The sequence below is a fragment of the Burkholderia sp. 28_3 genome (genome assembly GCF_003253915.1).
GTDB classification, from domain to species: domain Bacteria; phylum Pseudomonadota; class Gammaproteobacteria; order Burkholderiales; family Burkholderiaceae; genus Burkholderia; species Burkholderia cenocepacia.
Window position 1 is genome coordinate 104229 of record NZ_QKZF01000007.1, and the last position, 14531, is coordinate 118759.

Here is a 14531-nt window from a genome sequence, read left to right on the forward strand (position 1 = left end):
CCGCGACCATTTTCGAGATAAGCACGCAAAATTTTTCCTTGTGTACGTTTGCGCTGCCGGATTCGTCGCGTTTTCAATCTGACGGTTTACCGCTGTCACATACGACGGGATGACGCCCGTACGGCGCCGCGCGGCGGGCCGTCGCAACTCGTTTATGATGGCAGACACCTCTGCCTCACCCGCTTTCCTCGATGACGTCCGAACGGCCTGCCGACTCCCGCGCCCCCGCCCCCCCTCCCGCCGACGACTGGCAGGACGACGGCAGCTACGCGTCCGGCGCACCGGAGCACGACTTCGCGGTGCGCCGCGTCACGCTGATCGTGCTGCTCGTCGCGGCGATCGTGCTGCCGTGCATCTACGTGGTGGTGATGGCGTACAACGACCTGAAGGCGCGCGAGGCCGCCGCGAGCGACGTGACGATGCGCACGGTGCGCGTCGCCGAGGAGCATGCGCTCAAGGTGTTCGACCTGAGCGAAACGCTCGATGCGCGCATCGTCGACCTCGTGCAGGACATGGACGACGCGACCGTGCGCAGCAGGGAATCCGACATCCACGAAGCGCTGAACACGATCGGCGGCGGTTATCCGCAGGTGGCGGCCGTGTCGATCTTCGGCGCGAGCGGGATGCTGCTCGCCAACAGCCTCTACTATCCGGCGCCGTACGCGTCGATCGCGAACCGCGACGACTTCGCCGGCATTCGCGACGGCAAGGTCATCGAACACATCTCGCGGCTGATGATGGGGCCGCTCAAGCTCGAGAACATCCCCGTGTTCAACACGGGCGTCGCGCGGCGCCATAGCGACGGTTCGTTCGCCGGCATGGTGTCGATCGCGCTGAAGTCGTCGTATTTCAACGCGTTCTACCGCGACCTGCTCGGCGGCGCGAGCACGCCGATGACGATGGCGCTCGCGCGCTCGGACGGCGCGGTGATCGCGTCGTATCCGCCGCCGCCGTCGCTCGCGCACACCGATCGCTCGATCACGTTCGGCAATGCGCGCAACGATCCGCGCGCCGGCGTCGTGCGCGTGCGCCACGACGGCGCGAGCAGCGAGATCGTCGCGTATCGCCAGGTCGGCAGCTATCCCGTCTACGTGAGCTGCGCGTACCGCACGTCGGCGATCTGGCATGAATGGTACGAACACCTGAGCGTGCTGTTCCTCTCGATGTTCGCGCCGTCGGTCGCGCTGTGGTCCGTGATCTGGCTGTCGCTCAAGCGGCTGAAGGCGGAAGAAGAGGCGTGGGACCGCTGGCAGGCCGAAGCGTCGATGCGGCGCTCGATCGAATCGGCGTACCGGCAGTCGCGCAAGATGCAGGCGCTCGGCAATCTCGTCGGCAGTGTCGCGCACGACTTCAACAACCTGCTGATGATCATCTCGAGCAACGTGCAGATCGCGCGGCGGCGCGGCGTCCAGCATCTCGACAAGGAGCTCGGCGCGATCGAACGCGCGCTGAAGAACGGGCAGTCGCTCACGCGCCAGCTGCTCGGCGTCGCGCGCAAGCAGCCACTGCACAACGAGACGATCGACGTCGGGCAATGGGTCGGCACGTGCCGCGAACTGCTGAAGACGTCGCTCGGGTCGAAGTCGTCGCTGGTCGTCGCGATCGAGCCGGGCGTCTGGCCGATCCGCGTGGACGTCGCGGAGCTCGAGCTCGCGGTGATCAACCTCGCGGTCAACGCACGCGATGCGATGGCGACCGGCGGACGCTTCACGGTCGGCGCGCGCAACGTCACGCTGCGCCGCGAGGACGGCTTCCCGCTGACCGGCGACTTCGTGCAGATCTCGCTCGACGACACGGGTTCGGGCATGGCGCCCGACGTGCTCGCCCGCGCGTTCGAGCCGCTGTTCACGACGAAGGCGCAGGGGATGGGGACGGGGCTCGGCCTGCCCCAGGTATTCGCGTTCTGCGAACGCTCGGGCGGCCTTGCGACGATCGACAGCGCGGTCGGCGCGGGTACCTCGGTGCGTCTGTACCTGCCGCGCGCGCGCGCCGAGGATGTCGTCGCGCGGCCGGCGGCCGTCGCGCACGATGCGGGGAGCGGCGCGCTCGCCGGCCTGCACGTGCTGCTCGTCGAGGACAACGGCGAAGTCGCGGCCGGCACGGAGGCGCTGCTGTCGCTGCTCGGTCATCGCGTGACCTATGCGCCGACTGCCGACGACGCGTTGCGCCTGATCGAAGGCGCCGCCGCGAACGATGCGTTCGATCTCGTGATTTCGGACATCCACATGCCGGGCCGCCTGAACGGCATCGATCTCGCCGAAGCGATCGAGAAGCGGCCGGGGAAACTGCCCGTGATTCTCGTCACGGGTTATGCGGAGGAACTCGACCGCACGCGCACCGTCAACGTCCGCGTGCTGTCGAAGCCGTTCGACATCGCGCTGCTCGACGAGATCCTGCTCGGCATCCGCGAAGCGCGCGACGCACGCCACGCCGGCGCGTGACCCGCTGCGGGCGGGCCGGCGCCGGCGGCGTGAACGGGGGTGGCGATCAGGCCGGCGACATCACGCCGACTTCAGCAGGCGCACCCAGCTCGCGTAGCGATCGACGAAGCCTTGCAGGAACTTGCGCGTGTCCTCGCTGACGATCTGCCCCTGGTCGTCGATGCGCGCCGGATCGTGCTTGATGAACATCTCCGGCTGACCGAGCGTCTTCACGTCGAGGTACGCGAGCACGTTGCGCAGGTGCTGCTGCGCGAGCGCGGTTCCCACCGCGCCCGGCGACGTGCCGAGCACCGCGCCCGGCTTGCCCGACCAGGAGTTGGAACCCCACGGGCGCGAACCCCAGTCGAGCGCATTCTTCAATACGCCCGGAATCGACCGGTTGTACTCGGGCGTGACGAACAGCAGCGCGTCGGCGGCTTCGATCGACTGCTTGAAGCGTTTCGCGACGTCCGGGAAATCCGCGTCGTAGTCCTGGCTGTACAACGGCAGCTCGCCGATCTCGACGAACTCGAACGAGAAATCGGCGGGGGCGAGCGAGATCACGGCGTGCGCGAGCGCACGGTTCGTCGACGCGCGACGCAGGCTGCCGACGACGACCGCAATACGATAGGACATGGCATTCTCCTTCCGGTGAGTGAGGAATCGGATCGATTGCTTCCGAATGAGCGACAAAGGTCTGTTTATAGGCAAGCCAGCCCGCGAGCCGTCCCACGGGGCCGTCCGGCCGACTTTCCACAAGGTTTTCCACAGAAATTGTGGATAACTCGACCGTTATGTTCTGACGTTACAGATTGCCCGCCGCGTGTCGGCGTCGACGCGCGCGACAGGGTTCGGCAAGCATAGCGCAGCGCGGCGACCGGCTTCGTGAAATCGTGACGGAACATTGCGTTGCAGGCCGGCACCGCGCCCAGTAAGCTGCTCGCACCGCGACGCGCCCGCTCCGTGACGCACGCGCGGTCGCCTCGAGACACTGCCACCCAGACATGCCGTCCGCATACGACGACCCCACCTATCTCGCGCAACTGCGGCGCGACCTGCTGCGCTTCGCGCGACTCCAGCTCCGCGACGCCGACGCGGCCGAAGACGCCGTGCAGGAAGCGCTGGCCGCCGCGTGGTCGCATGCCGGCGATTTCGCCGGACAGTCGGCCCACAAGACCTGGGTGTTCGGCATCCTGCGCAACAAGTTGATCGACGTGCTGCGCGCACGGCAGCGGATGGTGAGCCTGACCGCGCTCGATGCGGAACTCGACGGCGAATCCGTGCTCGATCGCGAACTGTTCAAGGACAACGGTCACTGGGCCGCGCACGCGAAACCGCGTCCGTGGCCGAAGCCCGAAACGCTGTTGCAGCAGCAGCAATTCTGGACGCTGTTCCAGGCGTGCCTCGACCATCTGCCGGAGCAGATCGGACGCGTGTTCATGATGCGCGAATTCCTCGATGTCGAGATCGTGGACATCTGCAGTGAATTGACGCTGACGACGAATCATTGCAGCGTGCTGCTGTATCGGGCGCGCACGCGCCTGCGAACCTGCCTGAGCGAAAAAGGACTGACGACCGAAGATGCTGCCGGGGAAATGTACTGACGTGACGCGACTGCTGTCGGATGCGCTCGATCGGCGTCTGACGCTGCACGAGCGCCTGCAGGTGCGCGTGCATCTGCCGACCTGCAGCGGATGCCGCGCCTATCGCGGACAGATCGCGCTGTTGCGGACGGCCGCGAAAGCGGCGGCCGGGCGGGAGCCGGACGGTGACGATGGATCGTCCGGTGGGGGCTAGGCGTCGCGGTGCCTGCCGACGCATCGTTCCGGTGGTGGCTGGCGGGTGCGGCCCGGCGAGCGCGTCGGCGTGGATTGCCGTTGCGCGTGCCGGGCTGGAGCGCGTTGATGCAATAAGAAAAATACGCGCGGCAAGAATTATTCGAACAGCGCCTTCACCGACTCGGGCGGGCGACCGATAGCCGCCTTGCCGCGATACACGACGATGGGGCGTTGCAGCAGAACCGGATGAGCGACGATCGCTCCGTAGGCTTCGGCGTCGGTCAGATCCGCGCGGGCCAGATTCAACGCCTTGTACGGCTCCTCACCGTCGCGCAGCATGTCGCGGACCGGGCGGCCGAGCTGCTTGTGCAGCGTGTCCAGTTCCTCGACAGTCGGCGGCGTCTTCAGGTACTCGACGACATTCAGCGGCACGCCGGCGGTATTCAGCGACTCGACCAACGCAAGCGTCTCGCGGGATTTCGAGCATCGGGGGTTGTGGTAGATCGTGATCATCGTTCAAGGCAGGAGGGGTGAGGCCTGTATTGTAGCGAGTCTGCATCGAGGGGCCTGATGGGGGGCAATCGAGATCGGTGTGGGGTTCCTCTTGATAGGTCGCTGAGGCGGTTTCGGTTTGGCGATGCGCAGTGATCGCGAGAGGGGAGTGTCCTGTGTTCGGCGACGCGTCGAAGAGTGGTTGTTTATGCGCATAAAGTCGGGCGGGTGGCTTCGCGGGGCCGACGACCGGCGCAGCCGATGTCTCGTGAGGGCTGTCTCGTGAGGGCTGTCTCGTGAGGGCTGTCTCGTGAGGGCTGTCTCGTGAGGGCTGTCTCGTGAGGGCTGTCTCGTGAGGGCTGTCTCGGGTGGCGAAAGGGGTATGCGATTGCGGAACACGCCGGGTAGGTTTATGCGCATAAAGCGCGCGATTGCCGGGCGAGGTACAGCGTGGCTCGTGGCATGGACGTATGTCGACACGCAACGGCACTGCGCGATGGCTATATCGATAGACCGTCGTCCCCAACATGACGTCGTTGCCGCCTGACTCAGGCGTAGTCTCTGCCAACGGCGCTTCGTCGCGGCCTATCGTTGCCTCTGGTTTATGCGCATAAACACTACGGCCCGGCAGGACATTGCCTCCATGCACGTCCATTCAACGACGCACCTCGTGATCTACGCACCTGACTACGACGCGCAGCTCACGCCGGTCGCTCGCGAGTGAATGCCATGCGCTCTAGCGACGAAGCCCATCGATCGGCCTCCGCAGTCTTTATGCGCACAAACTCGCGGCTCGCAGGCAACGCGACTCGTCCCGCGAAAGGGGAGAGCGTCGAGATATCTCTGCCACGAACGGCCCCGACGATACGCCCGTGAAGACGTAATCCTGAGCACCGCATCGATCACTCGGCATCAGCCGCTTCCTCTTCACCACACCGTCCAAACGAGCCATCGAACATCCGCCGCTCGTTTATGCGCATAAACCGATCGTCCGAATGGCCAACGCGTAGTTGTCGAACGACAATTTCATTGAAATTCAAATATCGTCCTGTAGAATTCCAACGACCAAAACAGGAGTGAAAATTGGCCGCGGAAATCATTGCAGTCACTCAACAAAAAGGTGGCGTCGGCAAAAGCACGATTGCCATGCATCTCGGCGCCGCGTTCCATGAAAAAGGGAAGCGCGTCCTCGTCATCGACGCAGACCGTCAAAACACGCTCGTTCACTGGTCGAGCGCATCCGGCGACAGCGACAACGGCATCCCGTTTCCGGTCGTCAACCTTGCCGAGGCCGACGGCCAGATCCATCGCGAGATCAAGAAGTTCATCAACGACTACGACATCATCGTCGTGGACTGCCCGCCGTCGATCACCGAGAAAGTCTCCGGTGTCGTCCTGCTGGCCGCGTCGATTGCCGTGATCCCAACGTCGTCGTCGCCGGCCGACTACTGGTCGAGCGTCGGGCTGGTCAAACTGATTCAGCAGGCGCAGGTGATGAACGAAGACCTCCGCGCGGTCTTCCTGCTGAACAAGACCGAAGAGAAGCGCATGCTGACCCGTGAGCTCAAGCGTGCGCTCGAGGAACTCGGCTTCCCGCTGCTGAAGACGCAGATTCCGACTCGGGAAGCGTACAAGCAGGCGATGGCGCTCGGTCAGACCGTGCTGCAGATGAACGATCGTGGCGGCAAGCTGGCCGCCGCCGAAATTCGCGCATGCGCCGACGAAATCGTCGCCATGCTGCCCTGACTTTATGCGCACAAAGGAGTCACATGAAACCCTCCCAATTTGCCAAAGGATTCCAAGCGCGCCCGGATATCACGACGAGCGAGAAGCGCACGGCGCTTGATCGGCTCAATGCGATCGACGGCATCGTCAAGTCCGAGACGCCGACCCCGGCGCCGACCAAATCCGCGAAGAAGGACATCGCACCGCCGCCTGCTCCGGAATTCACGATCGATCCGTCGATCGACGAATCGCAGCAATATCGCGCGTGGCGTCTCGAGAATCGCTATGCACCCGGGCAGGTGATCGAGCTGCCGCTGAAGGCGATCAAGCACAGTCCGTTCAACCCGCGGCACTTCTATCTGAAATCGTCGATTGCCGAACTCGCGGTCAACCTCGCGAAGCAGGGACAGCAGCAGGCGATCCACGTGATTCCGGATTACGACAACCCGGGCACATATTTCGTCAGCGATGGCGGGCGTCGCGTGCGGGCGCTGAAGGAAGCGAACAAGGAATCGGTCAAGGCGATCGTGATCGATGTGCCGATCGGCATCCAGAGCTACAAGCTCGGCTACGACCTGAACGTTCAGCGCGATTCGCAGACGGTGTTCGACAACGCTGTCGTGTGGCGCCGCTTCCTCGACGACAAGCATTTCCAGAGCCAGAAAGAACTCTCCGAGCATCTCGGCCTCGACGAGTCGACGGTGGCCGTCGCGCTGTCGATCGGCAAGTTGCCGGAAGCGATCATGCAGGAAATGGTCGCACGCCCCGATCGCTTCGGATCGAACATGGCGTATCAGGTCGGCCGCTATCACAATGCGCGCGGCACCGAGGCCACGCTGCGGCTGATCAACAAGATCGTGTCGGACGATCTCAGCACGCGCCAGGTGTCGGACATCGTCAAGGGTCGCGTCGCGGCACAGGAGACGCCGAAGCCTGCGGGCCGTCAGCGCTATGCGCAGCGTCTCGAGATCAAGCTCGGCGGCAAGTCGGTCGGCGACCTGAAGTCGTATGGCGAAGACCGCATCGAATTGCGCCTGCGCGGCCTCCCGAAGGACAAGCGCGACGCGATTCTCGAGCAGCTCGAGCGGATGCTGTTGTCGGAGTGAGGGAAACGGCCCGCAGGGCCTATTGAGGGCGCCGGTCCCGCCCGATCAGGGGGCGGAGCCGGCGGCGGCCCGTCAACGGGCCTGAGCGGGCCTCAAGCGGCCCGCGACTGGTTCAGCGTGAACGACAGCAGGTCGCCGTCCGTCGGCTCGCCCCAGGTCTTCTGCGCCAGCCAGTCGAAAAAGGCCGTCTCGGCCAGCTTGGAATCGAGGCCGCGCTTGCGCCAGTCGTCGCGCAGATGCGAGCCCATCGTCGGCAACGCCTCGGATTCGAACGACTCGCGCGCCACTTCGCGCTCCGCGTCGCCCTGCTCTTCGTACAGCACTTTCGCTTCCTTGCGGCGGAACGCCGCGAACTCGCTCAGCAAGCGGGCCTTCAGATCGTCCGGCTGGGCAGCCGCGACCTTCGCGGACGGCGTGCCGGCAGGCAGCGCGTCGACCGATTCGACCGGCGGCGCATACCCCTTCTTCAGCGCATCCTTGAACAGCGCCGGCGCGCTGCGCACCGGCGGGAGCGTCGTGCTGCGCATCCGCTGCTCGGTCATCTGCAGTGCGGCGCGAATCCGGTTTTCCTCGCTGTCCGCGTAGAGCGTCTGCGCTTCCTTCAGCGGGATCCCGAGCTTCACCATCCGGTCGACCAGCGTGCTGTCGAACACGTTCGGGTGTTCGTCGAGCGCGAGCATCGGCTGCTTGCGCTCGGTCACGCGGAACTGGATCTCGGCAACCCGGCGCCCTTCGCGGTGCTCGATCAGCTCGACGAAGATGTTCGTGACCGCGTTGACTTCCGCGATCGCCGGGCGCAGGTAGTCGCGCTTGAAGTACTTGTACTCGCGCTTCGCTTCGTCGCCGGCTTCCGTGTCGGGTGTGCCCGACAGGATCGGCCGCCACCATTCCCACGGCTCGCGCATCGTCAGGTGGCTCGGGTTCGTCAGGTAGCGCACGCAGATCTCGTACAGCGCGAGACCCGCGCTGCTGCGCAGCTGGCTCTGGAACTGCAGGCTCAGACGCGCGTACTGGACCGGGTCGAGCAGCTTCTTCTTGATCTTCGGCGCGAACGAGAATTCGACCCACACGCGGCGGGTGGTCGGATCCTCGAGAATTTCCGCATCCGCGATCAGCGTGGAGATCCCCCACTTGCGGCCCGGCTTCTGGCTCGACGTCCCCGTGCTCCATTCGACCTGCACCGACACCATGCGGCGCAGGTGTTCCTTCACCAAGGCGGTGTCGTTCGAATCGAAAGCGGAGTTGGCGACGATATCCGACAGCAGTGCGCGATACGTATCGCCCGAGTCGTCGGCCTGCTGCGCGACGGCCAGCAGGACATTGAACAGCTTGCGAGTGAGGAGCGTGATCTTGCCGCTCTTCGGCTGAATGGCGATCGCCTCGACGGCCTTTCGCAATTCGGCTGAACTGGCACTCACCACATCCACATCGGTTTTCTTGGCGCGCTTCGTCGTGGCCATACGTCGGGTCGGAGGAGAAGTTTCCCGGAAGGATAGCGCCTGCGGTGATGTGCGTCCAGAACGACATGCTCACCATAGCCGGTGAAGCGCGCCGGCAAAACGGCACTCACCCGAACGGCTCCCGAAAACGCTCACCGGTCCGCCGTTGCGGCGTTCCGGACTCTTCCAGACGTGCCGCGGCATGCGCCGATTCACAGAATTTCACCTGTGCTCGACACGTGCGGAATTGGCTCCCGTATCGGCTCACCTTTCGATTTGTCGTAATTTTGCGACTGCGCAGCCGTGAGTTCGACACCGGCTCGCGATTGCACCTCACCGGATCTCGTCGACCGCCGCCCAGCGGGCCTGTATGCATGTACAGGCGTGGCGCGCCGGGAGATCGATTCGGCTTCGACACATGCAAAAGCGCCGTCGAAACCGGCACGCGCAGCCCGATCAGCGCGTGTTTGGCCAGCCCGGGCGCGCATTGTACAGCGCGCAAATCGTATCCGGTCCCGAAAATACTCACCTCAAGCACAGCCTGCTGATTCATCCGGCTACCGACGAACGCCCGACCCGCGCGGGATCGGCTGCCAACGACTCCTGAAAACGCTCACCTTACCGACGAAATGCGGCACAGCAGCGGGCACGGAAAACGCTCCCGAAAAACCTCACCGTAACCGGCGCGGTATCAAAAACTCCAATCTCTTCCGATACTTATGCACAGTAGGCATTTGGCTGTGCCGCGCCAGGATCCCCCGAAAAACCTCACCTTTGGACCGGAATCCTTCATACGACAACCGTATGTCAGCCCCCGAAAAATCTCACCTGTGCCAAAAAGTGGCACAGCAAAAACGAGATTTCTTCCAGTCCTGGCGGGCTTTTCAGCGAATTTGGCCGGCAACAGGTCCCGAAAAGCCTCACCTTTGCCCATTTTTTCAGCACCTCCGGCTCCCGGAAAATCTCACCTGTAAGCCGGATCACGGTCTGTGATCCATGCCCCGAAAAAGCTCACCTTAACGGGATCGGGGCAGGAAAACCCGGATTTCCCTCCCGAAAAACCTCACCTTTGGGGCATCACAGGCCCCCGAGAGCACTTTTGCTGTGCAAAATGGCGTTCGCTTCCCGGAAATCCTCACAGCAAATTCCCGTGGAGTCCCGTGAAACCTCACCTTTCGCCAAATCTGCCCAAAAGATGGGCAAAATCGGGGCGTGAAGCGGGTCCTGCAAATTCTCACCTATGTCTGCACAGGCAGAAAACTGTGCAGTCAGGCACAGCGCGGGTTCCATGGCTGTGAGGCCCCGAAAACCCTCACCTTTGGGAAAACGCGTGTTTTACTGTGATCCCGAATCCGCTCACGACCCTTCCTGCAACGGCTCACGCAGCTCCCCGAACCCCATCACGTCAGCTCCCGCAGAAGGTCACCTTGGCTCCCGTAAAACTTCACCTTGTCGGCCGGAAAGCCTTGCTCCATAAGGCTGTGCCGTGGCGTTAACGTTTTTAACTAAGGGTTCAAGGGTGTTTACTTCTAATACTCTCAAGACATCGGCTGACGAGTTTTCCACAGACACCCCAACCCCTGAACACCGACCGGCAACCGGATCCGGTGTCATGTGAAACAAAGGCCGAAATTCGCGGTTCGCTGGAAAATGCTTGCAAGACAAGGACTTGGCTGACTTTCTTCGCTTTGTTTCACGGAATTCCGGGCCTCCTTCGACCAGATGGACTCATGGATCCGATTTCTGTGCAAAACGACGTAAATTCACAACGGACCCTCGAAACAAGTATCAAGAAATACGTATTTCGTTATGATTGCAACATTTCATAGTCTGCGAGTGTGGTCATGACCCTGGACGAAATGCGTCAAGTCATTCGGGAAGAACTGGAATCGCTGCGCGCAAGCGGTGCACGGCGCCAGGAACTGTCACTGCATGCGTGCAAACGCTTGTTCTTCGATCTCGGCATCCGGCCCTCGGCCGCCAACGTCCGCGATCTCACCCAGACCGGCAGCGCCAGCGACATCCCGAAAGACATCGACCATTTCTGGGAGCGCATTCGTTCCGCGTCCAAGATCAGGCTGGACGGCGCGGCGATCCCGAAAGCCGTCGAGGAAAAGGCCGGCGCGTTGCTGGGCGCACTCTATGAAGAAGCATTGAAAGCGGCGCGCGACAGCCTCGATGGCGACCGCGAGCAGGTTCGCGCCGACATGGCCGAAGCCGAACAGCGGTTGCGTGACGCAACCGTCCGCCAGGAAACGCTCGAAGGGGCGCTCGCGCGCGGAGAAGCGAGAAACGAACAATTGCAGGCCCGGGTGACCGAACTCGAGGTTCAGCTCGCGTCGCAAACGACTCACGGTTCGGCAAGCGAAGCAACCTTGCTCACCACAGTCGCACGACTGGAAAAGGAACTGGCCGCGGCTGCCGGCCGGATCGAAGCCGAACAGGCACAGAACGCCGCCCTGCGCGACCGCATCGATGCGCTGCAAGCCGAATTACAGCAGCGTACCGAGCACTATGCGCAGCAAATCAAGGATGCGGTGGCCGAAGCCGAGCGTCGCGTCAAACCGATGCTGGTCGAGCTGGACTCGTTGCGCAGCATGGCGTCGACCTACCAGAGCGGGTTGCGCGACGTCCAGCGCAAGGAGTTCGATTTCCTGCAGCAATTGAGTTCGGCCAAGGCGCGCGCCGACCGGCTCGAAGAACAGCTGCGTACGCAGAGCGACGAACTGGAGCGCGCAACGCGTGACGTGAGTTCGTTGCGCGCGAACCGCGGAATGAATCCGGAAATCGCCGCGCTGATCCGGCGCCTGGCCGAGGCGGGACGACTCGACGCGGATGCGTATGCCGCGATCGGCACCGCGCTGGATCACGAGATTCCGGCGCCGACCCAGTGCCCGCATTGCGATGGCGAACCGGAACTGTCGCACGGCGACGAAGGTTTTGAAGTCGCGTGCCCCGAGTGCGAGCACGCTTCCGGCATCTGGCCGTCCCGCTTCGAAGCCGTCGCGCGTTTTGCGCACACCTGACCGGAGGCCAGCGGCGCCGCACAGGTGAGATGATCCGGGAAGCTTGAGGTGAGATTTTTCGGGAGCTGTGAAACGGTGAGGCTGCGCCACACAAGGCTGCTCACGGATCGCTTCGCGTGAGCAGCCGGTTCCCGATCAGTGAGTTTCGTCGCGGTCGGACGCGTCACCGTTGTGGTCGGCCAGCCCGTCGCGCCAGTTTTTCCACGCGCGATGCAGGCGATTCGACGAGATCGGCCGCATGAAGCCCAGCCATTTGCCGACCCGCTCGGGCGGCACGTCGTGCTCGAACAATTCCGCCGCATAGGTGTTGCGCAATGTTTGCGGGCTAGCGCGCGCGGTGCGTGACGACGTGAGCCCGGCCGATTCGACGATCGCATCGATCGCGCGCAGCATCGTCGCCTTGTGCATCGGTCGCCCGGCATGCGATGCGGGGAAGACGAGTTCTCCCGGAATCTCCTGGCGCTTGCGCTCGGTGAGCCAGGCTTCGAGCAAAGCGATCGCAAACGAGGCCAGATGGGTCTCCCGCGAATAATCCGGATGCGTCGACTCGATCCGCAGCGACGTGCCGCTCGTATTGATGCAACTAATCGTAAGTGAGCGCGCTTCGCCGGTTTTGATGCCGGCGCCGAGAAATGCAGCGACGAGCGCGCGGTCGCGACGCTCCTTCCAGTATGCGGAACCCGATACGCCGATCGGCGAAAACAGATAGGCGAGCAACGTCGCGCGCTCTGCCGGCGTGAGGAAACCGGTCGGCTCGTTGTCGCGCGCCTTGCGCCAGTTCGCTTCGCCATCCTGAGCAATGAAGCGGGCCGGATTGGTCGACGCGTACTCGGTGCGGCGGATATGGTCGAGCACGCGCTCGATCAGCCGGAGATAGCGCATCCGCTGCGTTTTCTTGATCGGCAACTCGCCGACGAAGTTCGCGATGGTCGGTGTATCGACCGTCGCCAGGTTCTTTTGATGCGCGCGCATCCACGCGAGAAACGCGCCCCACTGTGCGCGATAGACATCGGCTGACGAGCGGCGATAGTCCTGCATGGCCAGCCATGCGTCGAACGCAGCTTCGGGCGACGCGACCCAGTCGGACGCATCGCGGTCGAACAGATCCTTTTCTTCCGGGTGTGCGGCAGTGTCGGGAGCGGCGGGAAGGGACATGGTATTAATTCCGTTAGTTGCGTATATGGTAGCCCTTTCCGCAACGTCTCGGGCAGCGAACGGGTGAACCGGCCGCCGTGCGGCTCGGCCGGGGCTGGGCCATCAGTCGCCCCACGCCTTGGACGGGCGCAGCGCGCGCGCGGGACGCGCGGTGTCGTGCGCCGTTGCCGCGGCTTCATAGGCGAGAACGGCGAACGAAAAGACCGCGGGCAGCGCATTCGAGCGCCCGAAGTCGATCGGATCGTCGGTTTCGGGAAACGTCATGTCCGACGGCCGTTCGAACAACTGGCGCATGCCCGCGTCGTGCCGGCTCGCAAAGCCGAGATCGGCGAGCGCTTCGGCTTCGATCGCGTGCAGCAGGCGCCACGTCAGCGGCACGCGCTGACGGATGTAGCGCCCGGCGATATGGCGGACGATAAACTCGAGGTCGTGCGCGGCAGCCTTGAAGCTGAGCGCGGCCAAATCTTGTTCTTCTGTCATTGCAGGCTCCTGTCGACCAGGGCGGGCGCCTCGGTGCGCCGGCTCCGGCCCGTGCATGGCGGAATGTCCGTATACTGTACAAACATACAGTGTTTTCCGCAACAGGCCTGCGATTGGCCTTTTGGCCGACTATCCGCGCCGTCAGCGATGGATCACGATGAGCAGTGCCCGCGCTTCGGCCTTGCCGGGATTGCGGATCGCATGCGGCTCGTCGGCCGGGTAGCGTGCGGTGTCGCCCGTCTTCAGGCGTCGGCTGGCGGCGGCGGCCTCGATTTCCATCGCGCCCTGCAGCACAGTGAGATGTTCGCGCGTGCCCGGTTCGTGCGCGTTCGATACCAGTGCGCCGCCGCCGGGCAGCGTCAGCTCGTACCACTCGAACTTGCCGGCGAGGTCGATCGGGCCCCATACGCGCAGCTGGTACCGGCCGTCGTGGCCGGCGAGCGTCGGAATGTCGTGCGGGCCGTCCACGCGAATCGTCTCGGGCGCCTTCGGCTGCGAGAACAGTTCGTCGAGCGTGATGCCGAGCGCGTTCGTCAGCCGCCACGCGACGGCGATCGTCGGGTTGGCCTTGTCGCGTTCGATCTCGGAGAGCATCGATTTCGATACGCCGGCCGCGCGCGACAGGTCGTCGAGCGTCAGCTTGCGCTCGTTGCGCAGTCGCTGGATCTGCTCGCCCACGCGCGGCGGGGTCGCGGCCGGCGGTTGCGGGGCGGCTGCGGCGGGCGGGCGCCGCGATCCGGAGGAACTTGCCATTTGGATTCCGTTCGCTTAGAGTTGTTCGATATTTCGAATTCCAGTTCGGAATATCGGATAAATGCGGTCAACCGAACGACCGACTATAACAGTAGCAGGCCGTTGCGCCGCCACGAGCAGTGCGCTGCGGAATGCGAATCCCTGTCAGGAGCTTTGC

Annotated in this window: 12 protein-coding genes; 6 read left to right on the forward strand and 6 right to left on the reverse strand. The window is 63.7% G+C overall.

Annotated features, from left to right (window positions below; genetic code table 11):
- The first annotated feature begins 191 nt into the window (after nt 1-191).
- The gene (locus DFS13_RS17265) at nt 192-2441 is read left to right on the forward strand and encodes a hybrid sensor histidine kinase/response regulator (protein ID WP_012493655.1); all 2250 of its coding nucleotides are present in this window, start codon (nt 192-194) and stop codon (nt 2439-2441) included.
- Nucleotides 2442-2501: 60 nt separating this feature from the next.
- Here DFS13_RS17265 and DFS13_RS17270 read toward each other — a convergent pair whose 3' ends face one another.
- The gene (locus DFS13_RS17270; protein WP_006485152.1) at nt 2502-3056 is read right to left on the reverse strand and encodes an NADPH-dependent FMN reductase; all 555 of its coding nucleotides are present in this window, start codon (nt 3054-3056) and stop codon (nt 2502-2504) included.
- Between the two features lie 368 nt (nt 3057-3424).
- Between DFS13_RS17270 and DFS13_RS17275 the strand changes: the two genes are divergently transcribed.
- Nucleotides 3425-4024, forward strand: a complete 600-nt coding sequence (locus tag DFS13_RS17275) for an RNA polymerase factor sigma-70 (RefSeq protein WP_006496230.1) — start codon at nt 3425-3427, stop codon at nt 4022-4024.
- Nucleotides 4002-4217 (forward strand): zf-HC2 domain-containing protein, encoded by a 216-nt coding sequence (locus DFS13_RS17280; RefSeq protein ID WP_006485156.1) that lies wholly within the window; start codon nt 4002-4004, stop codon nt 4215-4217. Before DFS13_RS17275 ends, DFS13_RS17280 begins: the two co-directional genes overlap by 23 nt.
- A gap of 137 nt (nt 4218-4354) precedes the next feature.
- On the opposite strand, the gene arsC is transcribed toward DFS13_RS17280, so the two are convergent.
- The gene (arsC, locus tag DFS13_RS17285) at nt 4355-4711 is read right to left on the reverse strand and encodes an arsenate reductase (glutaredoxin) (protein ID WP_111441913.1); all 357 of its coding nucleotides are present in this window, start codon (nt 4709-4711) and stop codon (nt 4355-4357) included.
- Between the two features lie 1062 nt (nt 4712-5773).
- Here arsC and parA point away from each other — a divergent pair.
- Both parA and DFS13_RS17300 read left to right on the forward strand, forming a co-directional pair.
- Nucleotides 5774-6436, forward strand: coding sequence for a ParA family partition ATPase (parA, locus tag DFS13_RS17295; RefSeq protein ID WP_006480195.1), 663 nt, complete (start codon nt 5774-5776; stop codon nt 6434-6436).
- A gap of 23 nt (nt 6437-6459) precedes the next feature.
- Nucleotides 6460-7521 carry a ParB/RepB/Spo0J family partition protein gene (locus DFS13_RS17300; protein WP_006485146.1) on the forward strand — a complete coding sequence of 354 codons (1062 nt, stop codon included), beginning with the start codon at nt 6460-6462 and terminating at the stop codon, nt 7519-7521.
- Nucleotides 7522-7613: 92 nt separating this feature from the next.
- Here DFS13_RS17300 and DFS13_RS17305 read toward each other — a convergent pair whose 3' ends face one another.
- Nucleotides 7614-8981 (reverse strand): replication initiation protein, encoded by a 1368-nt coding sequence (locus DFS13_RS17305; RefSeq protein ID WP_006480193.1) that lies wholly within the window; start codon nt 8979-8981, stop codon nt 7614-7616.
- 1823 nt (nt 8982-10804) lie between these two features.
- Here DFS13_RS17305 and DFS13_RS17310 point away from each other — a divergent pair.
- Complete coding sequence (locus tag DFS13_RS17310) at nt 10805-11986, forward strand: DNA-binding protein (RefSeq protein WP_111441914.1); 1182 nt, start codon at nt 10805-10807, stop codon at nt 11984-11986.
- 135 nt (nt 11987-12121) lie between these two features.
- On the opposite strand, the gene DFS13_RS17315 is transcribed toward DFS13_RS17310, so the two are convergent.
- The 3 genes from DFS13_RS17315 to DFS13_RS17325 all read right to left on the reverse strand — a co-directional run bounded on the left by DFS13_RS17315 (nt 12122) and on the right by DFS13_RS17325 (nt 14374).
- A complete protein-coding gene (locus DFS13_RS17315; RefSeq protein ID WP_006485171.1) occupies nt 12122-13141 on the reverse strand; it encodes a tyrosine-type recombinase/integrase in 1020 nt (339 codons plus the stop codon).
- Between the two features lie 102 nt (nt 13142-13243).
- Entirely contained in the window at nt 13244-13621 is a 378-nt protein-coding gene (locus tag DFS13_RS17320) for a DUF2471 family protein (RefSeq protein WP_111441915.1), read from the reverse strand.
- Nucleotides 13622-13762: 141 nt separating this feature from the next.
- Complete coding sequence (locus tag DFS13_RS17325; protein ID WP_006496226.1) at nt 13763-14374, reverse strand: helix-turn-helix domain-containing protein; 612 nt, start codon at nt 14372-14374, stop codon at nt 13763-13765.
- Nucleotides 14375-14531: the final 157 nt, after the last annotated feature.

Bases quoted from the DNA above. Each gene is read 5' to 3' on its own strand.
- DFS13_RS17265 (WP_012493655.1), top strand. From the start codon at position 192: ATGACGTCCGAACGGCCTGCCGACTCCCGCGCCCCCGCCCCCCCTCCC.
- DFS13_RS17270 (WP_006485152.1), bottom strand. From the start codon at position 3,056: ATGTCCTATCGTATTGCGGTCGTCGTCGGCAGCCTGCGTCGCGCGTCG.
- DFS13_RS17275 (WP_006496230.1), top strand. From the start codon at position 3,425: ATGCCGTCCGCATACGACGACCCCACCTATCTCGCGCAACTGCGGCGC.
- DFS13_RS17280 (WP_006485156.1), top strand. From the start codon at position 4,002: ATGCTGCCGGGGAAATGTACTGACGTGACGCGACTGCTGTCGGATGCG.
- arsC (WP_111441913.1), bottom strand. From the start codon at position 4,711: ATGATCACGATCTACCACAACCCCCGATGCTCGAAATCCCGCGAGACG.
- DFS13_RS17300 (WP_006485146.1), top strand. From the start codon at position 6,460: ATGAAACCCTCCCAATTTGCCAAAGGATTCCAAGCGCGCCCGGATATC.
- DFS13_RS17305 (WP_006480193.1), bottom strand. From the start codon at position 8,981: ATGGCCACGACGAAGCGCGCCAAGAAAACCGATGTGGATGTGGTGAGT.
- DFS13_RS17310 (WP_111441914.1), top strand. From the start codon at position 10,805: ATGACCCTGGACGAAATGCGTCAAGTCATTCGGGAAGAACTGGAATCG.
- DFS13_RS17315 (WP_006485171.1), bottom strand. From the start codon at position 13,141: ATGTCCCTTCCCGCCGCTCCCGACACTGCCGCACACCCGGAAGAAAAG.
- DFS13_RS17320 (WP_111441915.1), bottom strand. From the start codon at position 13,621: ATGACAGAAGAACAAGATTTGGCCGCGCTCAGCTTCAAGGCTGCCGCG.
- DFS13_RS17325 (WP_006496226.1), bottom strand. From the start codon at position 14,374: ATGGCAAGTTCCTCCGGATCGCGGCGCCCGCCCGCCGCAGCCGCCCCG.